General features: G+C 46.6%; 22 protein-coding genes and 1 tRNA gene. 14 read left to right on the top strand and 9 right to left on the bottom strand.

All coding sequences use genetic code 11. The annotated features are described in order from the left end of the window. Positions 1-92: 92 nt before the first annotated feature. The 3 genes from H6849_00815 to H6849_00805 are packed head-to-tail and all read left to right on the top strand — an operon-like array spanning position 93 to position 3,238. Positions 93-2,237, top strand: a complete 2,145-nt coding sequence (locus H6849_00815) for an HNH/ENDO VII family nuclease (protein USO01580.1) — start codon at positions 93-95, stop codon at positions 2,235-2,237. Then, entirely contained in the window at positions 2,234-2,656 is a 423-nt protein-coding gene (locus H6849_00810) for an SMI1/KNR4 family protein (protein USO01579.1), read from the top strand. The genes H6849_00815 and H6849_00810 overlap by 4 nt, the downstream gene beginning before the upstream one ends. Before the next feature lie 18 nt (positions 2,657-2,674). Continuing rightward, on the top strand, positions 2,675-3,238 hold the full coding sequence (locus tag H6849_00805; protein USO01578.1) for a hypothetical protein: 564 nt from the start codon (positions 2,675-2,677) through the stop codon (positions 3,236-3,238). Between the two features lie 41 nt (positions 3,239-3,279). Here the strand turns inward: H6849_00805 and H6849_00800 are convergent, their stop codons facing one another. Then, positions 3,280-5,550 carry an NADP-dependent malic enzyme gene (locus H6849_00800; protein ID USO01577.1) on the bottom strand — a complete coding sequence of 757 codons (2,271 nt, stop codon included), beginning with the start codon at positions 5,548-5,550 and terminating at the stop codon, positions 3,280-3,282. 54 nt (positions 5,551-5,604) lie between these two features. Continuing rightward, a tRNA-Leu gene (locus H6849_00795) sits at positions 5,605-5,693 on the bottom strand. Positions 5,694-5,757: 64 nt separating this feature from the next. Here H6849_00795 and lipB point away from each other — a divergent pair. Beyond that, positions 5,758-6,402 (top strand): lipoyl(octanoyl) transferase LipB, encoded by a 645-nt coding sequence (gene lipB, locus H6849_00790; protein USO01576.1) that lies wholly within the window; start codon positions 5,758-5,760, stop codon positions 6,400-6,402. On the opposite strand, the gene H6849_00785 is transcribed toward lipB, so the two are convergent. Further along, positions 6,376-6,783, bottom strand: coding sequence for an arsenate reductase (locus tag H6849_00785; protein ID USO01575.1), 408 nt, complete (start codon positions 6,781-6,783; stop codon positions 6,376-6,378). The genes lipB and H6849_00785 overlap by 27 nt on opposite strands. Before the next feature lie 113 nt (positions 6,784-6,896). On the opposite strand from H6849_00785, the gene H6849_00780 reads away from it, so the two are divergent. The 4 genes from H6849_00780 to H6849_00765 all read left to right on the top strand — a co-directional run bounded on the left by H6849_00780 (position 6,897) and on the right by H6849_00765 (position 11,874). Further along, positions 6,897-7,229, top strand: a complete 333-nt coding sequence (locus tag H6849_00780) for a rhodanese-like domain-containing protein (protein USO01574.1) — start codon at positions 6,897-6,899, stop codon at positions 7,227-7,229. 8 nt (positions 7,230-7,237) lie between these two features. Then, entirely contained in the window at positions 7,238-8,659 is a 1,422-nt protein-coding gene (locus H6849_00775; protein USO01573.1) for a TolC family protein, read from the top strand. 83 nt (positions 8,660-8,742) lie between these two features. After that, positions 8,743-9,543, top strand: a complete 801-nt coding sequence (locus H6849_00770; protein USO01572.1) for a DUF2497 domain-containing protein — start codon at positions 8,743-8,745, stop codon at positions 9,541-9,543. A 39-nt stretch (positions 9,544-9,582) separates the two neighbouring features. Next, complete coding sequence (locus H6849_00765) at positions 9,583-11,874, top strand: GAF domain-containing protein (protein ID USO01571.1); 2,292 nt, start codon at positions 9,583-9,585, stop codon at positions 11,872-11,874. Here H6849_00765 and H6849_00760 read toward each other — a convergent pair. Together H6849_00760 and H6849_00755 are read right to left on the bottom strand one after the other, a co-directional pair. Further along, positions 11,867-12,763: a hypothetical protein gene (locus H6849_00760; GenBank protein ID USO01570.1), complete on the bottom strand. Its 897-nt coding sequence runs from the start codon at positions 12,761-12,763 to the stop codon at positions 11,867-11,869. The genes H6849_00765 and H6849_00760 overlap by 8 nt on opposite strands. A 53-nt stretch (positions 12,764-12,816) precedes the next feature. Then, a complete protein-coding gene (locus H6849_00755; GenBank protein USO01569.1) occupies positions 12,817-13,206 on the bottom strand; it encodes a DUF4280 domain-containing protein in 390 nt (129 codons plus the stop codon). A gap of 147 nt (positions 13,207-13,353) precedes the next feature. On the opposite strand from H6849_00755, the gene H6849_00750 reads away from it, so the two are divergent. Then, entirely contained in the window at positions 13,354-13,869 is a 516-nt protein-coding gene (locus H6849_00750) for a sel1 repeat family protein (GenBank protein ID USO01568.1), read from the top strand. Positions 13,870-13,888: 19 nt separating this feature from the next. Here the strand turns inward: H6849_00750 and H6849_00745 are convergent, their stop codons facing one another. Further along, complete coding sequence (locus H6849_00745) at positions 13,889-14,959, bottom strand: P-loop NTPase (GenBank protein USO01567.1); 1,071 nt, start codon at positions 14,957-14,959, stop codon at positions 13,889-13,891. 74 nt (positions 14,960-15,033) lie between these two features. Between H6849_00745 and hflK the strand changes: the two genes are divergently transcribed. From hflK to H6849_00730, 3 genes are read left to right on the top strand one after another with little or no spacing between them, the layout of a single operon-like run. Continuing rightward, positions 15,034-16,140: an FtsH protease activity modulator HflK gene (hflK, locus tag H6849_00740; protein ID USO01566.1), complete on the top strand. Its 1,107-nt coding sequence runs from the start codon at positions 15,034-15,036 to the stop codon at positions 16,138-16,140. Then, positions 16,118-16,990, top strand: a complete 873-nt coding sequence (locus tag H6849_00735) for a protease modulator HflC (GenBank protein ID USO01565.1) — start codon at positions 16,118-16,120, stop codon at positions 16,988-16,990. Before hflK ends, H6849_00735 begins: the two co-directional genes overlap by 23 nt. A 12-nt stretch (positions 16,991-17,002) precedes the next feature. Next, a complete protein-coding gene (locus H6849_00730; GenBank protein ID USO01564.1) occupies positions 17,003-18,532 on the top strand; it encodes a PDZ domain-containing protein in 1,530 nt (509 codons plus the stop codon). A gap of 31 nt (positions 18,533-18,563) precedes the next feature. Here the strand turns inward: H6849_00730 and H6849_00725 are convergent, their stop codons facing one another. Next, entirely contained in the window at positions 18,564-19,697 is a 1,134-nt protein-coding gene (locus H6849_00725) for an extracellular solute-binding protein (GenBank protein ID USO01563.1), read from the bottom strand. Positions 19,698-19,782: 85 nt separating this feature from the next. Here H6849_00725 and rplM point away from each other — a divergent pair, with 85 nt between their 5' ends. Together rplM and rpsI are read left to right on the top strand one after the other, a co-directional pair. Beyond that, positions 19,783-20,241 carry a 50S ribosomal protein L13 gene (rplM, locus tag H6849_00720; protein ID USO01562.1) on the top strand — a complete coding sequence of 153 codons (459 nt, stop codon included), beginning with the start codon at positions 19,783-19,785 and terminating at the stop codon, positions 20,239-20,241. Between the two features lie 18 nt (positions 20,242-20,259). Further along, positions 20,260-20,724 (top strand): 30S ribosomal protein S9, encoded by a 465-nt coding sequence (rpsI, locus tag H6849_00715; GenBank protein USO01561.1) that lies wholly within the window; start codon positions 20,260-20,262, stop codon positions 20,722-20,724. Positions 20,725-21,381: 657 nt separating this feature from the next. Here rpsI and ychF read toward each other — a convergent pair. Further along, positions 21,382-22,482 carry a redox-regulated ATPase YchF gene (gene ychF / locus H6849_00710; GenBank protein USO01560.1) on the bottom strand — a complete coding sequence of 367 codons (1,101 nt, stop codon included), beginning with the start codon at positions 22,480-22,482 and terminating at the stop codon, positions 21,382-21,384. Between the two features lie 9 nt (positions 22,483-22,491). Further along, entirely contained in the window at positions 22,492-23,067 is a 576-nt protein-coding gene (locus H6849_00705; protein ID USO01559.1) for an aminoacyl-tRNA hydrolase, read from the bottom strand. Between the last annotated feature and the right edge of the window lie 49 nt (positions 23,068-23,116).

Genomic DNA, 23,116 nt, shown 5'->3' with positions numbered 1-23,116 from the left:
TTGACCATCCGTTGATTCCCGAGGAATTAGTCACACAAAACCTTAGCGGGTTATAGTCTCCCCACCCGCGCGTAATAGGTGCGATAGGGGGAATGGCGGGTCACTTAGCCTTTAACAGTATGGTGGATCGTGAGGAACAGGCTGATGAGGTGTCTGTGGGTTCGCGAGGGGTTCTTGCCACGGTGGATCGAGGTATTGATACACTGGATCATACGCTGAGGGCGCTTGGTCTTGGTGGTGGCGCTTCTGGATTTATGTCTTCTACGGTTCGTTCGCGGTTGTCCCGGTTACGTGGAGGCGTTGATCTTATCACTACCCGGATGGGTGATGGCACAGGTGTGATGTACCCGGTGGAATCTGCGCCTGTGATGATGCCTGTTTATGACAGTCATTATGATCGCCGTCATACACGTCGTCGTGCGGGCTATGCGGTTAGCACAGCGGCGGGTCTTGCTGTTGGTCTGTTGACGCAGGGGCTGGGTGTGTCTGAAGGGTTGGCAGGTATTCTGGGGACGTCAGGTTCGGTTTCATCGGGTATAGCCGGTGGTATTACGGCGGCGGCCTCAACCATTACAGCGAACAGTATTGGCAGCGGCAGTCTCGGTCAGGGTATTGGTTCGACGTTTGGTCGTGATGGTTTACGGGGTATGGGTGTTGGTGCTTTATCGGCTGGTGTGTTGGATGGTTTGGGTGTTACGGGTCCTTCTGTTACGTTTGGTTCGCGTGTGCGCGCATCGGCTGTTAAGGTTCCTGTTACGACGGGTTTGGAGATAGGCATTGGTCGTCGTGATCCGGTTGAGGCGTTTCGTTCGGGTGTGACCGGTGGTGTTGTGGATGTGTTTGGTGGTCATCTTGCTTATGAAGTTGGTGAGATGGGCCTTGATCTTGGTGGGTCTACGCCGTTGCACGGAATGATTGGTGCTGGCATGGGGGCAATGACGTCTGGAGCAATGACCGCCCGTGACTGGCGCGAAGGGGCGCTCAGTGGTGCGATAGGGGGAATGGCGGGTCACTTAGCCTTTAACGGTATGGTGGATCGTGAGGAACAGGCTGATGAGGTGTCTGGGCGTTTGGGGTTGAGCAGGGGTTTAGGAACGTTTATCGGAGGCGTTGTTGGTCATGACCCAGTGGCAGCTAGTGTTTGTGCGGGAACGATCCTTGCTTATAACGACATGGCCCATAGGGGTGTTTTTGATAGCCAAGGACGATTGTTTGCCACCGAAGAAGATCGGGCGGCTGTGGAAGCGCGTGAATCCGAAGCGGGCATTGCCCATCTCCAAGAGCTGTTTGATGAGGGGCAGCTGCCCACTGTTGGGGACCTCTGGCGTGAGGAGGTTTCTGACCCTTATTATTATGGGGATCCAGTGTTTGATTATACGGGGTTGGTTCGGGATATGCGTGCCGCTCGGGACATCTATGAAGAGGGGCAGATTGGGTTACTGGCAGACCGGCTAGACACCTGGAACACCGGGTTTGGTTTTGCGGCTCAGGGGGCGCGTTTGTGGGCGTATGGTCATGCGGCGTTGAGTGGGTTTTGTTTTTTGAATCTTCCCGGTGCTGTGGCAGGCATGGGTCTTGTATATGCGGGTGAAACAGTGGCATGCGCGGTTTTAGCTCCTGTGATGGCAAGTGCTGAAACAGGTGTATCCTATGGGATACGAAGAATTGCACGGGAATATGGCTATAGCGCCTTTATGCAAGAGCGTGCTTCTCGTGAGCTTGCGCCTCGGACAATAGGGGCCATCGGTGGTCTCTTTGCGGCCCGAAGCATGGTACGTGGTATGGCCCGAGGTCTCACCCCACCCCCTGTGCGTGTCGTGCGCGACTACGGCATCGGCTACAAAGTGCCTGGAAGTGCTGATAACCGTGGTACTTACGCAAGTGAGCCCCAATACTGGAGTCCGATTACATTTGAACACAGAGGCGTAGCAACGCGGGTGTACCAGCGCAATGATTTGATTGATCCTCGCCTTGTAAACCCAAGGACGGGTGAGTCGAATCTTGTTTCTATGCAGCGCGGCCGAGCTCCACTTGGATCTGATGGAAAGCCACTGGAGATTCACCACATGACGCAGAGAGATTCAGGAGCACTTGCAGAAGTAACGTCTAGGTTCCATAATGAATTTGGTTCACAGCTCCATATAAATCCATCCTCAATACCAAGTGGGATAGATCGAGCGCAATTTAGAAGGTTTAGAGAAAATTATTGGATGCAACGTGCGAAAGATTTTGAATGACCAACATTAGGAATGTAACTGCTCGTTTGGTAGAGCTTTCTGGGCGAAACATCCTTGCCAATGCGAAAGTAACAGAAGGCCAAGTTAGAAACTTCGAAAGTCAGGTAGGGATTGAACTCCCCGATGACTATAAATATTTTTTAAAGGAAGTGGGAAGTGTAATTTATTCGACTCTGGAGCCTGCCATAATTAGTGATGAAAAGGTATACTACTCCTTAAAAAACATTATGAATGAAGGCCATCAAGTGGGGGTTCCTGAGTTATTGATCCCATTCTGTTGTGACAACGGAGATTATTACTGTTTTACGAAAGATGGGAAGGTGGTTTTTTGGTCTCATAACGGTTTAACGAGTGAGTCGTGGCCTAGCTTTGCTTCGTGGATTGAACAAGTTTGGATTGGGGAGTCTCTGGCAGACTGAAACACCCACACTACCCGGATGGGTGATGGCACAGGTGTGATGTACCCGGTGGAATCTGCGCCTGTGATGATGCCTGTTTATGACAGTCATTATGATCGCCGTCATACACGTCGTCGTGCGGGCTATGCGGTTAGCACAGCGGCGGGTCTTGCTGTTGGTCTGTTGACGCAGGGGCTGGGTGTGTCTGAAGGGTTGGCAGGTATTCTGGGGACGTCAGGTTCGGTTTCATCGGGTATAGCCGGTGGTATTACGGCGGCGGCCTCAACCATTACAGCGAACAGTATTGGCAGCGGCAGTCTCGGTCAGGGTATTGGTTCGACGTTTGGTCGTGATGGTTTACGGGGTATGGGTGTTGGTGCTTTATCGGCTGGTGTGTTGGATGGTTTGGGTGTTACGGGTCCTTCTGTTACGTTTGGTTCGCGTGTGCGCGCATCGGCTGTTAAGGTTCCTGTTACGACGGGTTTGGAGATAGGCATTGGTCGTCGTGATCCGGTTGAGGCGTTTCGTTCGGGTGTGACCGGTGGTGTTGTGGATGTGTTTGGTGGCACAGCTGCTGCCCACTGTTGGGGACCTCTGGCGTGAGGAAGTGTCTGCTGGGCATTATTACGGTGACCTCGTGGCTCTTAACGCTGTTGTCGTTGTGCCTCAACCACAGCCAGAGCCACCATATTGACAATGTCTTGAGCGTTAGCTCCTGCTGTCATGATGTGGGCAGGGCTACCAACCCCTAAAAGCACGGGGCCAACACTATCAGCGTCAGAAGCAAACTTTGCAACATTGTAGGCAATATTTGCGGCATCCATAGTGGGGCAAACAATAAGGTTTGCCTGTCCCTGCAAGGGTGATTCTGGCATTAGCCACGCCCGCACTTCGGCATCAAAAGCAGCTTCAGCCTGCATTTCACCGTCAATTTCAAGATCAGGCCAGCGATTACGCACAATTTTGCAGGCTTCTTGGAGTTTTCGAGCACTATTCAGGCGGCTAGATCCAAAATTTGAGTGGGATACAAGGGCAATTTTAGGGGTAACACCAAAGTGTTTTACATGATTGCTCGAGAGGTAAACGATATTTGCAAGCTGCTCTGCTGTGGGATCAGGGTTCACAAAAGCATCACAAATAAAAACAAGCCCCTTAGGTGACATCAGAATATTCAGTGAGGTAACAAAGTTTGGGTCTTTTTGGGCCCCAAGTGTATCCAGAACATCGACAAGATGGGGGCGATAAAGTCCGCTAGGCCCTACAATCACAGCATCAGCGTCCCCTTTTTTGACAAGCAAGCACCCAATAACCGTATGGTTGGTGCGAACAATAGTTTGCGCTGTGTCAGGCATGACACCCTTGCGTTGCATCAGGTGGTGATAGAGCTGCCAGTACTCACGGTAACGTGGGTCATCTTGCGGGTCGACCAGAGCAACATCGTTGCCCAGTGTATAGGTAAGATTCAATCGTTTAATGCGCGCCTCAACAACGGCGCGGCGTCCAATGATAATTGGCGTTGCAATATCTTCATCAAGAATGTACTGCACGGCACGCAAGACGCGGGGTTCTTCGCCCTCAGAAAGGACAACGCGTTTTGGTTGTGTTTTTGCTTGGGCAAAAATAGGGCGCATCACTTGGCCAGATTTTGAAATAAGCCCCAGCAGTTCCGCACGGTAAGCATCAAAATCATCAATAGGATCCGAGGCAACTCCCGAATCCATGGCTGCTTTTGCAACAGCTGGTGCAATGATCAGCATCAAACGGGGATCGAAGGGTTTTGGAATCAGGTAGTCCGGTCCGAATTGAAAATCCATGCCACCGTAGGCATCAGTAACAGCCTCGGTTGTGGGTTCTTTTGCAAGTTGAGCGATGGCATGTACAGCGGCAAGCTTCATAGCATTGTTAATTTCACAAGCCCCCACATCAAGTGTGCCACGAAATATGAAGGGAAAACATAAAACATTATTGACTTGATTGGGGTAATCAGAGCGTCCCGTTGCCACGATAGCATCCTTGCGAATGGCGTAAATGTCTTCGGGAAGGATCTCTGGTGTGGGGTTTGCAAGAGCTAAAATAAGAGGTCGGGCAGCCATGCCCGCAATCATGGAGGCTGTTACAACACCAGGCCCTGACAGTCCCAAGAATATATCAGCACCTATTAGGGCCTCTTTGATATCTTTTACCTTCGATAGGGTAGCATAGCAGGCCTTATGAGGAGGGATATTGTCACGTGTGGCTGCAACAACTCCTTGGCGATCACACATAATTATATTGTTCTTAGCAACGCCAAGCGTTACAAGCAAGTCCAGACATGCAATGGCAGCCGCACCTGCCCCGGAAACAACAAGCTTGACCGCCTCCAGTTCTTTACCTACAAGCGCGAGTGCGTTCATTATGGTAGCCGTTACAATGATTGCTGTTCCATGCTGATCGTCATGAAAAACAGGAATGCCCATCCGTTTTGTGAGTTCTTGTTCGATGTGAAAACATTCAGGGGCTTTGATATCCTCCAGATTGATTGCACCAAAAGTTGGCTCAAGTCTGGCAACTGTTTCAATAAATTTTTCGGGGTCTTTCTCGTCAATTTCAATGTCGTAGCAATCAATCCCTGCAAACTTTTTAAACAGAACGGCTTTGCCTTCCATCACAGGTTTGGACGCAAGAGCCCCAATATCACCAAGGCCTAAAACAGCTGTCCCATTGCTTATAACGGCAGCAAGGTTCCGTTTTGATGTATACTTGCGCGCCAGAGAGGGGTTCCGAACGATCTCCTGACATGCCGCTGCCACGCCTGGTGAGTAGGCAAGAGCAAGATCCTTCTGTGTGATCATGTGCTTTGTGGCAATTGTCCCAATTTTCCCAGGTGTTGGGAATTCATGATACGCAAGAGCCTCTGCGTAGAGCTTTTTATCCATAGATCTGAGGTTGCTCCTTGATGTGTGGTGCACATATGCATGCATACCAATACATGGTGCGGTCGAGAAGACTTGAACTTCCACGGGAGTTAATTCCCACAGCGACCTCAACGCTGCGCGTCTACCAATTCCGCCACGACCGCAAGAATTGCATAAATACAGAATTGTTTTATTATCATGGCACTGTAAAAGCAAGAAGATTTTATTGTGTCTTTCAAGCGACCTTTGATCGTGAAGCGCCATACGGCGTTGCAGCCCTATTTATCAACACTTCATGAGATGGAGGTGTGCGTCGATAATCTTGCGCACTTACGCGATAGTGTCCACCTGTGGTTGCTTGAACATGATCCTGTGATCACCTATGGGGCAATGACCGATGTTTCACGCGATCTTGTTGATGCAAAAGTTCCCTGCATCCCAACCAATCGGGGGGGGAAAGCAACATACCATGGTCCTGGCCAGCGGGTAGCCTATGTGATCATGCCGCTCGATGAGGTTGATTTGCGTGGGTATGTCAATCAACTTGAGGCATGGGTTATTCAGACACTTGCCACTTTTGCTATCACTGCTTTTCGCCACAGAGCCGGCAATGGTATCTGGGTAGCAGATTCGAAAGGAGGAAACCAGAATATCGCAAAGATTGCAGCCGTTGGTGTTCGCGTGCGTAGCCGGATAGCCTATCACGGGGTTTCTCTGAATGTGTGCCCGGACCTTGCTGTGTACAAGCAGTTTTACCCTTGTGGCCTTCTGCAACCTGTCACCAGCATGCAAGCTCTGGGTGTTTCTCCTGAAATGGTAGAGGTGGATAAGGCCCTACAGCACAACCTAAAGGATCTTTTTCAGCTGCGATAACTCATCATTGAGAAGGCTCCCATATTTTTTGGCGCTGAATCCGAAACAAACAGGTGCGCCATCTTTCTCGAGCACCGGACGCTTTACGAGAGCAGGTTTTTCAATAATGATGCGACACTTTTCAGCGTCAGAAAGAGAGGGAAAAGTATTTTTGAGGGGGCGATATGTAAAACTTGCCGTATTGACGGGCCAGTCACCAAAGGCTTCTTTCCAGCGCTCCAACCATTCAATCAAAAGAGGTGTTTGCGCGTAATCTATCAACGTAACCGGCGCTTTATGAAACGCAATAAATGCAAGCGCCTTTTGAACAGTTGAGCAGTGTCCAAGTCCGTAAAGTGTAAACATCGTTTCTTTTTCCTCCTGTGTTTCTTGAATACTCATAACGTACATTGATCAATATACCCATATACCTAGATAAAAATATTTTGTTCTCCTCTCGCGTTACAGGCAATCATCAAATATAATTCGCCGAACGATTGATCGATAATAGACAGATGACAGTGCTGGAAATTACGCCCATGGCTCTTGGAAAAATTATCCAAGAGGAGGAAACTGCAGGCGACCTCCTTCTCTTGGATGTGCGCGAACCTTGGGAATTTGCTATTACACATATTCCCGGTAGTATCAATATGCCGCTGGGTACTCTTTGCGATAACGCTTATCACCTACCCAAAAATCGCGCCATCATAACCATTTGTCATCATGGTGTGCGTAGTTTGAGGGCTTGCTTGATCCTACAGAAAGATGGTATTACAAGGGTGAAAAGCCTCCGTGGTGGGATCGATCTTTACACGCGCACCTGCGATGGGACACTAAAATTATATTGAGGAAACTTATGAAAAATACCCCGAATTCTTGGATAAGGAATGCCTGGAAAAAATCACTTCTTGCGGGATGTTGGACGTTACTGATCCCCTGCGTGTGTGCACAGAGTGATGAAAAAAAAGCCCTCGCTGTTGATAGCAAGCGTGTGGGTTCAGTGGCCCAGAGCGCCGCGCAATCTGCGAATACGCACTTCCTTCACATGTTGCAAAAGGGATTTTTCAGAGACCCAAAGGTTCAAGCAGCCCTCGAATCATATAAGGGCTCAAAATATGATATTGCAGCGGCGTGGTTTAGTAGCTTTATGCCCAATGTCTCTGTGAGTGGTCAAATCAGAGGATCAAAAAAAAATCCGAGACCATCACCTATCGATCATACTCGGTCGCATACCGGATCATTAAATATTTCCCAGAATATCTTCAACAGTGGGGCCTCTTACGCCCAAATGCGCAAGGCACAACTGACAACAGAAAAAAGTATTTATGACTTTCAAAATGCACAAAATGATTATGTGTTGCGCGCAGCAGGAGCATACATGGGGTACATAACAGCCAAGAGGGTTGTTGCTGTTAACCAGGCGAGTGTACGCGCGCTCTTAAAGCAATATGAATCCGTCAAGGTGCGAGCGGAGCTCGGTGACTCAACGCTGACGGATGTGGCCCAAGCAGAGGTGGCTTACGTGCAAGCGCAATCAAAACTTTTGAGTGCAGAGTCTAATTTTGCCACCGCTATTGAGGCTTACCAAGTGATCTTTGATGAGTTGCCACCGTCTGTCTTGCATAAGCCGTCCCTTGCAGAAAATTTGATTCCCTCTTCAGTGAAGGAAATGCAGATGAAATCTGAAAAGGAAAACCTCGAGTTGCGCGCGCAAAAAATACAAGCAGATTCAGCGCAGTATGATGTCACGGTGACGCGCGCAGCGTTATTGCCACGTGTAGATGCTGAAGCTTCTATCGGACATGCAGAAACCTCTTACACCAAGCTTCGTGGACGTCACCGTGCAACAACCACTGATACTGCTATTAAAGTGACCATTCCAATCATAAACAATGGTGGAACATCCTATATCCCCTCCCTGATGAAGGTTCAGCACATGGCATCGTCCCAGATGAATGCTTATCAAGCCAAGCGGGAAGAAGTACGTATCAAGGCGGTTCAAAACTGGAAAGAATTTATGGCTCTTCGTAAGATATTGGCCCATAATCAGTCCGAAGTGAAGGCTGCTAGCTTAAGTCTTGAGGGCGCTCGCGAGGAATTCAAGGTGGGCTCACGCACGATGCTTGAGGTTCTTGATTCAGAGGCTAAGTACCTACAGGCACAGGTACAGCTTGCCCAGAACGAACAAAAATACATGGCGCAATTTTTCATGGTTCTGGCGTTTAGCGGAACCCTTGATCCCAAAAACATTGGGCTTGATGCGGCAAAGCTCTCATAGAAATATTCTCCACCTACTTGCTTATACAGGATAGTTGTGTGTATTGTTTATTATAAGACTGAAATATTCTGATTAGTAAAGCGATGAGCAAACCAGCACACAAAAATGACGCATCAATGGATGATATCCTTGCGTCGATTCGTAGCATTATCTCTGATGATGTGAAGCAATCTGTGGGTGGCGCAAAGAATCAGGTAAAGTCATCCTCCCAATCCAAACAGACAGATCTTTCTAGCAAAGAAGGCCAGTTCGATGCTGATCAAAACTATCCTATGAAGGCCAATTCTCCTAAAGATGGTACCTTGGAGAGTCGGGCTGTAGAAAGCGATTCCTCTCCTGCACAAGAATATTTCCGTGATGAAGACATTTCTATGCAGGTGACACAGGCCATTCCTAATCAAAAGCGCTCTTTAGACGATAGCATTACTGATCGCATCCGGTCACGTATCCGTGCGGAGGTATCGCATGAAACCATACCAGCATCATCCATCGATTCCCTTGTGGATGATGCTATATCACCATTTTCTGGTGTTACGGAATTGTCTGAACCACAGGATTCCTCCTCTACTGCCGATACGCTGATGCGCCAGGATGCTATGCTTGATGCCAACCACGAAGCGTTGAATTTTCCTGAGCTTCTTTCTGATGAAACTGTGGAGCGCTCGCTGGAGGCCTTATCATCACTTGATACAGTTATGGGTGATCAGAAAACGAGCGCCTCCGACTCATCCCTTTCGCAAAAGACAGTGAAAACACTGGAAGACATCATGCAGGAGGCTTTGCGACCTCTGCTAAGGGAGTGGCTTGATCGCAACTTACCTGTCGTTGTTCGCAGTGTTGTTCGTGAGCAAATTGAAAAAATCTTGGCCTTACGGCAAAAGTAAACCATAGATAAAGCTATGGGCGTTTAGGGCAGGCACTTTATGGCGATAGACGTAAGTCAAAAACTCCAGCACCGTTGGCAAGAACTTGAATATTTTTTGCAAGAGACAACGTTGCCTTTTCAGACAATTCTTGATCACATTACGATCTTGCTAACAGAGTACTTCCAAGTTGATGCCTGTTCTTTGTATGCAGCAATTAATCGCAGTGTGGTGTTAGTTGCTTCTAAGGGCCTTTATCCAACATCAATTTATAGAACACGCCTGGATTTTGGATCTGGGATTATTGGCAATACCCTTTGCTCACGAAAACCAAAGTCACTGGCAAACATGCGAACAAGCTCCATATTTGTTTATTGTCCAGGAACAGGAGAGGAGCGCTATAGCTCTATGCTGAGTGTTCCGATTTTTTACAAGGCAGATGTTGTCGGTGTTGTTGCCCTTCAAACCAAAGATGAGCGTTTTTATACCCCGCGCGAAATTTGTGATCTTGAACACTATGCTGCCGCTATAGCCGGTTATCTGTTCACAGCCTATCCTTCTATTGCAGAAAGTGCGGCTATTCACAGTCATATCCCGGAAAAAGTCCCTGAAAACTTACGCTTAAATGGAAAAAGTAGCACCACAGGCTATGCAGAGGGTCATGCTCATATTCATCGTCCAACGGTAAATATTGAGCGATACTTTGCTGAAAACCCTACAGAAGAAAATCAAAAGCTCACAGCAGCCATTGCACACATGCTGGATGATCTTACGCGTACGACAAGCCAGGATGAGGAGCAATCCGAAACCCGCAATATTATTGAGAGTTTTAAACTAATGGCTTCCGATGAGGTTTGGCACAATCGTGTGCGCCGAGGAATTAACGAAGGGCTGAGTGCTCAAACGGCCTTGCAGCAAACTTATGTGCATTATGCCGGTGAAATCACAGCCTCCAAGAACCCCTATATGTTGGGCAGACTAAGCGATATTGATGATCTTACGAATCGCTTGATGAGCTATCTTGTTGATAATGCTCCGGATCCCACAGAAAAATTGTTGCGTGATGTTAATATTGGGGCCAGCAAAGATAGCCACTTAATTGTTGTGGCGACGCGCATTGGACCAATTGAGGTATTAGACTACTACCGCGCAGGGCTTGTAGGATTAATCCTTGAAGATGCCCAGGAAAACTCTCACGCGACGATTCTGGCAAAAAGCTTAAATGTTCCTGTAATATCTGGGGTAGTGCATGCCTGTGAGCGTATTCCCGTGCGTGCTGGTGTTTTGATGGACACAGAAAATAAGGTCATTTGGCTGAACCCTGATCAAGAGGCGTATGAAGATTTTCGCGTGCGTCGGATGCACTACGATCGTGCTTCAGCAATGTATGAGCAAATAAAATTAGCACCAGCAATTACCCAGGATGGTGTCTCTATTGATCTTGGTTTAAACGTAGCCCTTCATTCAGATTTAGACGATATCGCCATGAGCACGGGAGTGGGATTGTATCGTTCCGAGGTGCCTTTTCTTTTGCATAAGACCATCCCATCAGTTGAGGTTCAAGAAGCGCTCTACCGGGACCTATTTACCCGTGCAGCCGGTAAGGAAATCAATTTTCGCTTGATGGACATTGGGGGAGACAAAGGAATCGAGAATTTGATTTCTCATACAGAAGCAAATCCCAGTATGGGATGGCGAGCTATTCGCCTGGCTCTTGACATACCCTTACTCATGCGCGAGCAAGTGCGTGCTCTCATCCGTGCGGCAGAAGGGCGTGCGGTGACGATTCTTGCCCCGATGGTGGCAAATATTCATGAAATACAAGCAATAAAGCGTATTATTCGTCATGAGGTTTCTCTCATTGAAAAAAATAGTGTGTACCCGCAAACACAGCTCAAATTCGGTGTGATGGTTGAAATCCCATCGCTTTCTTGGCAGATTGAATCAGTCATTAAGGAGGTGGATGCTCTTTTTATTGGCAGCAATGATCTTTTTCAATTTTTTTATGCGTTCGATCGTTCGAATCACAATATTCATAAGCGCTATAGTGTTTTTGACACCGCATTTTTGAGTTTCATTCGTCATCATGTCTTCTGTGCAGAAAAATCCAATACTCCCTTAAGTGTATGCGGTGAAATGGCCGCAACACCTTTAGGGGCACTCACGTTGATGGGGTTAGGAGTTCGAAAACTGAGTGTTCCGCGAACGGTTCTGCCTGCCATTAAGCTGATGATTCGGTCTCTTGAGCTACAGCCATTTACGGGGTTCTTACATAAGTTACTTGCTAGTGATGATCCTAAGATTCAACTAAGTCTCCAATCTTATGCACGGGATCATGATATTATCATTTAGGCCTGTACAAGCTGCGATGAAAGCGTTTGTGTAACCAAAGCCACTGTGTGGGAGCCTGGCGTATCCATTGCTCACAGAGATTATTGAGCTTTTGTGTAATGGCGCGCACAGGTTCTGGCGTGTTTGAAAAGTCATGCGGCCAAATAACGGGAGAAAACGTAAGCGTGAATGTTCCGTCGGTGTTGCGTTGGCACATGAAGGGCAGAATCGGCCGGTTGTGTTTGTACGTTAGAAGCGCTGCACCAGGAGTTGCTTTTGCCTCTCTTTTCAAAAATGGTAGGGAAATACCAGCATTGTTTTTTTGATCGATGAGCATAAAAATAGATACATTATCGTTTAAAAGGCGCACAAGCTTTTGGCCGGCGTAGATGTTTTTTTCAACAATAACATCGGCAAAAGGCGCCTGGATATAGTGCACACATGTGTTTAAGACCCAATTGTTCGGAGGGCGGTGCACCATGGCTACTTTGGTGCGTGCATGGGCGTGAATATACGCCCCGGCAAGGCCCCAGTTCCCAATATGCGCGCCTGCAAAAATCCCAGCTCGTAGGCTGTTGTTGAATGCCTCCAAATGCTCATGACCTTTTACATGAAGATGTGTGTGGATAAGCTTGGAGTAACTATGTGTGTGGGCGTATTCGGCTAGAAGTGCCGCACAATGCCCCCACACCTCTGAGACAAATTGCGCCCGATTGTTTGTGGGAAACTGTGTCAAATGAAGGTTGCATTCGATGATGCGGGATGCGGGATGAATCTTACTTAAAAGCCATCCAATCCTCATCGCGATTTGCTGGGATACGCGCAAGGGAAGCACTCTAAAAAAAACATACATCCCCAAAAACCCTAAGATTTCAATGGGAAAAAGAATCCAGCTTTTCCACGTTTTCATATTTTTTCAGTGATTTCTTTGATAACTACTGCTCACTTTTACGCAGGAAGAGATTATTTTGCAATAACTATAGCCTGTCCCGCATAGACTGGATTTATCACGCCTGCCCAGTTGCACATCATTTTCCCCATTTGATTCGCAATTGGTGCTCCCTTAATCATAATCATCGGTGCAGCGGGAATCCAGGGAGCTGACACCGCGGGAATACAAGGCTGCGGTGTTAAAACACCCAGCGCAGCTGCTGTAGCAGCGGCCACAGCAGGATTTGCCAAGCTCGTACACATACCGAAGGGCAAAACATTCATGAGGGGTTTATGATCCATAATATTGGCAGCAGGATAATTATTTACCATTACCATATTCATGGGCAGCACAGATAGGGTCCCAGGTGCAGTGCCAAAACTGCACATGAGTTTTCCATTCATGCAATTCACACAGCCCATAAAAAAACCCTCCCTCTATAATTACTATGCCCGATAGTGGCGTCGAAACCAATACCCAATCGTAATAGTTGCCAAATCGAGCAAGGATTAACTCTTGTGCAGAGGAGGTGCCGTCGTATGATAGAAAAAAATTAATGAAAGAAAAATATGAGAACCTTCTTCACTATTCTATTGGTTATGCTTACAACATCGTGTGATGGGGGTGGATCTCAGATCGCAAACAAAAATCCAGAAGCAGCAACCCATCAAGGCAAAAAAACGAATCCATCCAAACGCCGAAGTGGGCGCAGTGTTATTATGGAAAACATACGCCAGTATCTTGATTTGCAAAGCACTCAAGAGGATATACGGGCTCTTGAGATCTCTGGTGGAATGAAACTCTATGGAGTTGTGTATAAAAAAGACTATTCTGGAGCACAAGAAGTACTCAAACAAGGTGTTGCGCGCGGATCCGCAGAAGCAGCATATTTGCTAGGAATTCTCTATAATAAAAAAGACTTCACTGGTGCAGACCGTGCCTTGTCTCAACAGTATTTTGAGAAAGCCTGCACGCAGGACCATGAAGCCGCATGCAGGGCCATCCGTACGCGCCAAGTCCGAAGAAAGTTTCAGGAAAAGAAAAAGAAAAATCCCAAAAACCTCAAAACAAAAGAGTTATCCTAGGCTGTAATGTTTTCAGGATCTATGACAAGGGTTCCTTCGGCCTGCGCAGAAACAAAGCATAAGCAATGTCAGCAAGTGTTTGAAGGTGTGCTGGTTTGATAGAAGGCGTAAAAGGGATGTTCACTTGTCGCTGTGTTTTTGGGAAAGTAGGTGGTGGCTGTTCGGATTGAAAAAGTGGCATTGTATGAGCGCATGTGGGGCATGTTATGGTTGCCATGTTTGAGACTATGGCCCCTATTGGTATGTGGAGTTTTGAGAACATGTGCGTTGCTCGCAAAGTATCGGCCTGAGAGAGAACATGCGGCGTCGTTACGAGGATTGCTGCATCAATTCCCAGAATTTTATGCATACTAATAGGAACATCGCCGGTTCCTGGGGGGAGGTCAACAATCAAAATATCGAGGGGTTTCCAGGAAACGCCATGCACGAGTTGTTGTAAGGCTTTATGAACCATGGGCCCTCGCCAGACAGCCGCGCTATCGGAAGAAATTGCATAGCCGAAAGAAGCACACACGAGTCCTTTATGATTCATTGTTTCTAATCTTTGGGTATGGGGTTTCTGCCCGCCGTCTTTGTGGATGAGTGTAGGAAGGGAGGGACCATAAATATCCGCATCGAGGATGCCGATTGTCAGATTTTTATCTGCCTGTTGGAGGGCTTTTCCAAGAAAAAAAGAAAGCGTAGACTTACCCACGCCTCCTTTGCCAGCCCCTACGGCAATAACCATGGTTTTCAGGAGAGAAGGAGGCCTTTTGGATTGGTGCTGTGCCTCATCATACGGGGATCGTGCCAGTGCCTGATGTTTTGTGGTCTCTTGCAGGCCCGATACATCAGAAACATAGTGCGTATGGACACGAATGGAGTAGGTGGCAAAGTCTTTTCGTAGTTCCTGTTGGATGCGGTTTGATGCCTCTGTAACAAAAGCCCTGGACATATTGGTTTGGGGAATCCACAGAATTGTAATGCGATTTTTCCGATGCGAAATGGCATCAACCACACGGGCATCCAAAAGGGTTAGTGATGTATGTGGAATTACAATATCGGCCAAAATGGTGGCAAGCTGGGCGTAGATATTTTCAAGGGTGTGCATAAATAGATAACAGGATTGATTGCCTTTTTGTTAAATTAATCCTATAAGATAATAAGTTTAGCATGATTGCAAGAATGAGATTCAAACAAATTCTCTCCTATGACCCATGGGGGGGCTCAGATGGTTCAGATAAAAATCCTCCTCAAGTGAATCCTACTCCACTATCTCGCCGCAAAAAGTCTGGTGGTGGTGGATCCGGTTTCCCTTCGTTGTCCAATATGCCCAATTTTTCACTCAATCCTCAGACGATCATGCTTTTGATCGTTGTGTTCTTGGGGTTCTGGGCTTTTAGCGGTATTTACCGCATCCAAGAGGGTGAGCAGGGGGTTATTCTGCGGTTTGGGCGGTGGTCTCAAACAATTTCACGTACGGGGTTGGGGTGGCATTTTCCGGCACCTATTGAACGGATCGCTATTAAAAAGATCACAGAAGTGAATCGCATTAATATCGGAGTTGCTAATATTTTTGGATCGCGTAATGAGTCGCAGGTCTTCATGTTGACGGGCGATGAAAACATTCTTGACGTGAATATGACCATTTTTTGGTACATTACAGATCTGAAGAAATTTTTGTTCCGTGCCGCTGATCCTGAACTCACTGTGCGTATTGCAGCAGAGAGTGCTGTGCGCGAGGTCATTGCTCAAACGTCTATGGAGCTTGCCCTGACAAAAGGTAAAAGCGAAATTGTTCTACGGGTTCAAAAACTTCTCCAGGCGATTGTTGATGAGTATCAAATCGGGGTTCAAATTTCTAAGGTTGATCTGCAAAAAGTTGATGCACCTGCTCCGGTTATTGATGCTTTTCGGGATGTGCAAAGTGCCCGTGCCGATCAGGAGCGCGTAATTAATGAGGCCACAGGCTATCGTGACTCTATTTTGCCGACGGCGCGCGGAGAAGCAGAGCGTATCATTCAAACAGCCCAGGCGGAGCGTGACCGTTTGATTGCACAATCTGAGGGTGAGGCAAAGAGGTTTCTTTCCCTTGTGAAGGAATACAAGTTAGCCCCTGCACTTACAAAGCGCCGTATGTATCTTGAAAAAATGGAGAGCGTCTTTGCGCACATGAATAAAATCCTTATTGATGACCGCTCAAAAGGTGTGATGCCGTACTTGCCCCTTCCTGGACTTGCGCCCCATAACTCACAAAAGGAATCTTCGCATGCAGAATCAACGTCTCATTAGCGTGGCTATCGCCGTATTTCTCCTGATTATCTGTGTATCGCAGAGTGTCTTTACCGTGCATGAAACTCGTAAGGCTATCGTTTTTCAATTTGGTGAACTCAAGCATATCTACAATGAACCTGGTCTTAAGTTTAAGCTCCCATTTATACAAGATGTTGTTTATTATGATCGGCGGTTACAGAATTATGCTATGCCAACCCTTGAGGTAACAGCCGGTGACCAAAAACGCATAGTTGTTGACTTATATGCACGTTATCTTATCGATAATGTCCGTTTATTTTATAAAACAATTGGCTCAGATGATCGCCAAGCAATTGAACAGCGCCTGTCGGCTGTTGTGGAGTCAAGCATGCGCATTGTTTTGGGGCAATACCCACTGGGCGCACTTTTGTCCACACAGCGAACACAAGTAATGAATCAAATTCACGATAGTGTGCGCAAATCCCTTCAGGAGTTAGGTGTTGTTGTGCATGATGTGCGCATCGTGAAAGCTGACCTTCCGAAAGAAAATAGCAATGCTGTGTATCGTCGCATGGAGAGTGACCGCATTCGAATTGCCAAGCGTATCCGTGCGGAAGGCGGTGAAAAGGCCCAGTTTATTAAAGCCCAGGCTGAGCGTGATCGTGTGATCATTTTGGCTGAGGCCCGTAAAAAAGCGGATATCTTTAACGGGGAAGGTCTTGCTAAAGCGTCAGCGATATATGCTACTGCCTTCAAAGAAGATCCTCAGTTTTTTGATTTTTATCGATCAATGAGTGCGTATGAAAAGGCATTATCTGGTGAGAATACAACCATGGTGATGTCTCCGAATCATCCATTTTTTAAACAGTTTAACGGCAGTGAAAGGTAACTAAGAATGTGTGTGAGCAAGAAAATTCTGCGTGGAATCAGGACAACAGTACGAGTGACTATCGTCGCTTTTTTGATGGCGCACTCTGAGGTCATAGCCAAAGTTCCATCCCGTGGGTTCTCAAAAATTATTGCACCCATTTTGCCCTCTGTGGTCAGCCTGTCTGTCACCATGAAGCCTGAGGCAAATAAAGATTTGGATGGGGTTCCTACGCAAATTCTCGAAGAGTTCGCACGCAAGCTCCCCCCTGGGTTTGCAGAAGATATTTTACGGCGTCAAGGACGTCAGGTTCCTCGGCGCACCCGTGAAGCGGGCGCACTCGGTTCAGGTTTTGTGATTGAGTATGATGCCACGAAGCAAGAAGCCTACATTGTGACCAACGACCACTTGGTGGAGTCGGTGAAGGATGTGAAAGTCTTGCTGAAAGATGAGCAAGAAAATGCCACAGAAATAAAAGCTGAGATTGTTGGGCGTGATCCTCGCACAGATATTGCCTTGATTAAAATTAAAACGAAAAAACCAATGAAACCCCTGGAATGGGCTGATTCTGAAGCCGCAAGTGTGGGTGATTGGGTCATTGCTATTGGGAATCCTTTTGGTCTTGGTAATACAGTAACTGTTGGTGTGATCTCTCACAAGGGACGCAGTATCCCCCATGCTGATTTCGTGGATGGATTCATTCAAACAGATGCGGCTGTCAACGTTGGCAATTCGGGTGGTGCTTTGTGTGATATACAGGGTAAGGTACTTGGCATTGTTGTTGGGCGGATTATCCCCGGGGTTGGCGATGGTGTAAGTTTTGCTATTCCTGCGCGCGTGGCACAAGAGACTATCGCGCAGTTGCGTAAGTATGGTCGCACGAGCCGTGGATGGATTGGGATTGGGATTCAAGCCGTCTCTGATGACATCGTCAAGGCTATGAAGCTAAAGGATGCCTCAGGAGCCCTAGTCGGCAATGTGACAACCGATGGCCCAGCGGACAAAGCGGGCGTTAAGCGCGGTGATATTATCTTGCAGGTTAATGATAAACCCGTTCGTGATTCACGGGAAGTTCCCCGTATCATTGGAAATATGAAGATTGGTTCAAATGTAACCCTCAAGGTTTTGCGTGATGGTAAGGAAATTGCCATGAAGCTCAAATTAGGGGAGTACGAAAAGGCTGAGAAAGAAGGCCGACTGGCTACGGAATCTGAGGCAGAGAAACCCTCAAAAGATTCTGCGGGGAAACATGAGGATTTAGGTCTTACATTTTCTGATATTTCAAAAGAAAATCGCAAGATTTTTAGTATTGCCCCCACAATGAAGGGGGTTCTGGTTGTGCGCGTCTCCGTTGACAGTGAGGCCTACGAAAAGGGCATTCGTGCAGGGGACGTACTAGAAAGCGTGAATATGAAGCGTGTAACTGATTTGAAGGGCCTGACGGCTGTATTGAAGTCTATTCATGATCGCAAGGAATCGGCAGTATTAGTCGCTCTTAACCGTCAAGGAAATGAGTTGCCTTTCATAACACTTACGGTTGATGGTGAAGAGAAAAAAGACTAGCAAAAATAGGTGTTGGTGGTTGCCCTTCCTATTAATCGCTGGCGGTAGGTGTGAAGATAATGCGCTCCATCGCTTGGCTGAGTGCGCGAACATGATCACGATCAGAAATGGTAATCTTTACCAAATTTTTCTTATGGGTAGAAATTTCTTTTTGCAGGTTTTCCATATCAGCATTGAAGTATTTCTCAGAGCCCTTGCGGGCGTTAAACTCGTAAAGATAGTTGGAAATATGGGCCATATTTTCAGGACGATAAATAAAGTTAATAAACCGATAGGCATTATCCACATGCGGTGCATTTTTGGGAATGGCCAGCACATCCATCCATATCGGAATACCCTCCTTGGGATACCGCAGGTCGATATTTATAGGTGATCCAGCCGTGATCATGTCACGCCGCATTTTGTGCGTCCCACTGAGTGTTGTTTGCGAGAAACAGAGAGAGCCAGACGCAAGATCTTGTAAGCTTTGCAAGAGTTCAAATTTTCGGATATAAGGACGAAGTTGTACAAAACGTTCAAAAGCTTTGTCGATGTCCTTTGTTTTGAGATACCGCATGATTTGTGGAAAAATATCAAGGGCTTCATCAGGAAATGATACCCCGCAAGTCGCCAACCGCTTAATGTTTTTTGGCTCATAGACAGCTGCATAAGAGTCCAAAGGAAGGTCTTTGAATGCAGCCATTTTTTCTGTGTTAAAAGCGAATATGATAACACCCCAGACATAGGGAATACCATATGTCAGATTCTTTTTTCCATCGGTAAGGAGGTGCACAATTTGGGAGTCCAGATCCTGTAAGAAAGGTAGTTTTGCCGTGTCAAGCTTCTGGTAAATACCGGCCTTCGCTTGTCGAGAGAAATAGGGCCAGGCAGAAGGAAACACGATATCGTATCCAGCAATTCCAAGAAGGAGCTTAGCTTCCAGTGTATCATTATTTTCAAAATTGTCATAAATAACGCGGATTCCGGTTTCACGCTCGAATTTTTTGATCAAATCAGGCGGGTAACTCTGGCTCCAGTTATATAAGTGAAGGGTGTTCTGATGTGGCTCTGAGCATCCCCCCAGAAGTGCCATCAATGCAGACAAAACAAAGATGATGGGGGTTTTCAAAGGGGGAAAAAATGTCTTCATGGCCTGATTATAACCTGTTTGATTGATTCGATACATGTTTTTTTACATTCACGCAAAGGTTTTGCTTGCGTATTGAATGGGAAGTGGTTAAAACAAACTGAATTGAAAACCTATTGCCGGAATGAAAACGTATACTTTAAAGCCATCTGAAATTAACAAAAAATGGCTCCTGATCGATGCAAAAGACTTGGTGCTAGGCCGCCTGGCCAGTATTGTTGCTCTTCGTTTGCGTGGCAAACACAAGCCTGAGTTTACGCCTCATATGGACTGTGGTGATAACATTATTGTAATTAATGCAGAAAAAATCCATGTTACAGGGAATAAGCGTGAAAATCGGTTATTCCACTGGCATACTGGACATCCAGGTGGTGTAAAGACCCGCACGGTAGCAGAGCGCCTTGATGGTCGCTTTCCCGAGCGTGTTATCCAAAAAGCTGTTGAGCGCATGATTACGCGCAACCCTCTTGGTCGTGAGCAAATGCGTAATCTGCGTATATATGCAGGTGATGTCCATCCTCATGAAGCACAAAACCCTGAGGTTATTGACCTTGCGGCTATGAACCCCAAAAATAAACGATAAAAGCAGAGATAGATTCTTATGGTAGAAAACCAACAAACACTTATCAAAGCAAAAGATGCGGCAGCTGAGACTCCTCGTAAAATTAAGCGTGATGCTTTAGGTCGTGTGTATGCGACAGGAAAACGCAAAAATGCTATTGCTCGTGTCTGGCTAAAGGCCGGTAAGGGGTCAATAACCGTTAATGGCCGCCCACTTGAGGCATATTTTGGCCGCAGCACCCTTCGCATGGTTGTTAACCAACCTTTTTCTCATATCGATCGGGTTGGAAGCTTTGATATTATGGCAACTGTCGTAGGTGGTGGTTTATCGGGTCAAGCCGGTGCGATACGTCACGGCATTAGCCGCGCACTGAACGATTTCGATTTGGCCTTTCGACCTGCCCTAAAGGTAAATGGATGTCTGACGCGTGATGCACGTGTTGTTGAGCGTAAAAAATATGGTCGCCACAAGGCCCGCCGCAGCACACAATTCTGTAAACGCTAATTTTCTTCTTGTCGCTTTCTCAAACAAAAGAGCCCCAATCACTTTTGCGGGCTCTTTTGTTTTGCAAGAATCAAGTTCATGGATAACAGAAAAATTGCTCCCAAGATGTGGGGTATTTCCGCTGTAAGAAAGAAGAAGGGGGTAAGAACGCAAGTTTGTCCTTTCGTTTGTGTTTGCGTTTTCTTTCTCTTTTTCATATCTCTCTATTTTCAGAAACTTGATTTTTAGGTTTTTTCGCAAAATCGATCTAGTGATAAATTAAATAGTTTTGCCTAAAAAACGCCACTATTTTTCACACAATAGTGCTCATTTGGGAATTCCCCACCTCAGAGCTATCCTTCGTAATGGTTGATCTGGAGAGGATATTTCTTGCTGTGTCTAGTGTCTGATGACGCAAATTTTGCGACGAATTGCCTGTGGATCCGCAAAAGAACAACAATCACTCTTGCGTTTATATTTGTGGAAGGACCGGCGTGACTGTTTTGGCGTGCGGCGAGGAACTCCTATCTACCAAAATTCACAACCCTGAAAAGCTATTATACGTGTCAGCAAAAAAGTGTTTGTTTGGAAAAACAAGACCTTATTGTCTTTGAATCACAAACATGATCCTCGCAAAGTCAAGAATCACCCCAACGTCACCTCTTTATAACTGAGGGTTTATACGTTAAATCGGAAAAGAATAACATCGCCATCGCACACTTTATAGGTCTTTCCTTCTTGGCGAAGTTTCCCTTGTGCTTTTGCTGTTGCTTCGTTTCCGCAGGCTACGTAGTCATCATAAGCCGTTACCTCCGCACAAATGAATCCCCGTTCAAAATCACTATGAATTACACCCGCAGCCTGAGGGGCCTGCGTTCCCTCTGCTATTGTCCATGCCCGGGTTTCTTTGGGCCCAGAGGTAAAGTAGGTAATTAAGCGCAGCAGAACGTATGCTTCCCGAATAACACGACTCAAACCTGTTTCGGTTAAATGCAGCGAATCCAAAAACTCACCTTGATCTTCGGGGGGTAGCTGTGAAACTTCGGCTTCAATTGCTGCTGAAATTGTGACGACACGGGCGTTTTCTGTCTTTGCTAATTTCTCTACCTGCTGAACATAAGCATTACCGGTAGAAGCGTCGTCCTCCTGCACATTACAAACGTACATGATTGGCTTTGCGGTTATGAGCTGAAGCATAGAAAACTCTTTGCGTTGATCAGAAGAAACCTGTAATTGACGGGCAGGGTTTCCCGCACTTAAGAGGTCCTTAACAGCGTAGAGTAATTCCAGTTGCGTCACCATCTGAGGATCTTTGGCACTTTTTATTTTTTTCTCAAGAGCAGGAATACGCTTTTCAACGCTCTCCAGATCGGCAAGCATTAACTCTGTATTAATGACCGCAATGTCGTCACAGGGATCAATTTTTCCAGAAACATGTGTGATATCATCATTGTCAAAGCATCGCACAACATGGATAATCGCATCTACTTCCCGAATGTGGCTAAGAAACTTATTTCCTAAACCCTCTCCCTGGCTTGCTCCCTTTACAAGACCGGCGATATCAACGAACTCTAGTGAGGTCGGTAGAATTGATTGAGATTTATTAATGATACCGAGTTTTTCCAAGCGGGGATCTGGAACAACGACACGCCCTACATTTGGTTCAATGGTACAGAAGGGAAAATTGGCCGCCTGAGCTTGGGCTGTTTGGGTCAGTGCATTAAAAAGTGTTGATTTTCCAACATTGGGTAAGCCAACAATTCCACACATTAATGCCATTTTTTCCTCCTATTTTTTGAGCGACTGTTGAAAACTATGTGTATCGTTGATAATCCACTCAGTGAGATGAGAAGCAAGGGTATCAAGCGCACTCCCAACACGATTGATTTCGGGTTTGGAAAAATTGCTGAGAACGTAGCTACTCACATGTGCAGAGTCCCCAGGGTGGTCGATCCCAAAACGGATACGCCAAAAATCCTCACCACAATGGGCCTTAAGGTCCTTAATGCCGTTATGCCCAGCACTTCCTCCCCCTTTTTTGAGTTGCATCTGTCCAAAAGGAAGGTCAAGCTCATCATGAATCACCAGAACATTATCCAAGCCAATAGTGTAATAATCCATACACTGTCGCACAGGTTTCCCCGAACAGTTCATGTACAACAGTGGTTTTAAAAGGAAAACACGAGCTCCATCAATGCGTGTTTCAGCAAGCAAAGAAGATTTCTTTGCTTTAAACTCAGTGACATTGAAGCATGCTGCAATCTCATCAAGTGCCATAAAGCCAACGTTATGGCGATGAAGAGCATACGTCGATCCGGGATTACCAAGCCCAACGATCAAAAAAGGTTCAGATGTTACAGGCATGGATTACCAAAGTTTCAGAACGTTGAAGTTGAACAACATTATGTCCTCT

Source organism: Alphaproteobacteria bacterium, assembly GCA_023898725.1.
Classification (GTDB): domain Bacteria; phylum Pseudomonadota; class Alphaproteobacteria; order JAUHZC01; family JAUHZC01.
Note: the sequence above shows the minus strand (reverse complement) of the source record. Positions and strands in the feature narration are given on the sequence as shown.

Bases quoted from the DNA above. Each gene is read 5' to 3' on its own strand.
- H6849_00765 (USO01571.1), top strand. From the start codon at position 9,583: ATGGCGATAGACGTAAGTCAAAAACTCCAGCACCGTTGGCAAGAACTT.
- H6849_00755 (USO01569.1), bottom strand. From the start codon at position 13,206: ATGGGCTGTGTGAATTGCATGAATGGAAAACTCATGTGCAGTTTTGGC.
- H6849_00750 (USO01568.1), top strand. From the start codon at position 13,354: ATGAGAACCTTCTTCACTATTCTATTGGTTATGCTTACAACATCGTGT.
- rpsI (USO01561.1), top strand. From the start codon at position 20,260: ATGGTAGAAAACCAACAAACACTTATCAAAGCAAAAGATGCGGCAGCT.
- H6849_00775 (USO01573.1), top strand. From the start codon at position 7,238: ATGAAAAATACCCCGAATTCTTGGATAAGGAATGCCTGGAAAAAATCA.
- H6849_00725 (USO01563.1), bottom strand. From the start codon at position 19,697: ATGTATCGAATCAATCAAACAGGTTATAATCAGGCCATGAAGACATTT.
- H6849_00815 (USO01580.1), top strand. From the start codon at position 93: ATGGCGGGTCACTTAGCCTTTAACAGTATGGTGGATCGTGAGGAACAG.
- H6849_00760 (USO01570.1), bottom strand. From the start codon at position 12,763: ATGAAAACGTGGAAAAGCTGGATTCTTTTTCCCATTGAAATCTTAGGG.
- H6849_00780 (USO01574.1), top strand. From the start codon at position 6,897: ATGACAGTGCTGGAAATTACGCCCATGGCTCTTGGAAAAATTATCCAA.
- hflK (USO01566.1), top strand. From the start codon at position 15,034: ATGAGATTCAAACAAATTCTCTCCTATGACCCATGGGGGGGCTCAGAT.
- H6849_00785 (USO01575.1), bottom strand. From the start codon at position 6,783: ATGAGTATTCAAGAAACACAGGAGGAAAAAGAAACGATGTTTACACTT.
- ychF (USO01560.1), bottom strand. From the start codon at position 22,482: ATGGCATTAATGTGTGGAATTGTTGGCTTACCCAATGTTGGAAAATCA.
- H6849_00735 (USO01565.1), top strand. From the start codon at position 16,118: ATGCAGAATCAACGTCTCATTAGCGTGGCTATCGCCGTATTTCTCCTG.
- rplM (USO01562.1), top strand. From the start codon at position 19,783: ATGAAAACGTATACTTTAAAGCCATCTGAAATTAACAAAAAATGGCTC.
- H6849_00705 (USO01559.1), bottom strand. From the start codon at position 23,067: ATGCCTGTAACATCTGAACCTTTTTTGATCGTTGGGCTTGGTAATCCC.
- H6849_00745 (USO01567.1), bottom strand. From the start codon at position 14,959: ATGCACACCCTTGAAAATATCTACGCCCAGCTTGCCACCATTTTGGCC.
- H6849_00800 (USO01577.1), bottom strand. From the start codon at position 5,550: ATGGATAAAAAGCTCTACGCAGAGGCTCTTGCGTATCATGAATTCCCA.
- H6849_00770 (USO01572.1), top strand. From the start codon at position 8,743: ATGAGCAAACCAGCACACAAAAATGACGCATCAATGGATGATATCCTT.
- H6849_00805 (USO01578.1), top strand. From the start codon at position 2,675: ATGGGTGATGGCACAGGTGTGATGTACCCGGTGGAATCTGCGCCTGTG.
- H6849_00810 (USO01579.1), top strand. From the start codon at position 2,234: ATGACCAACATTAGGAATGTAACTGCTCGTTTGGTAGAGCTTTCTGGG.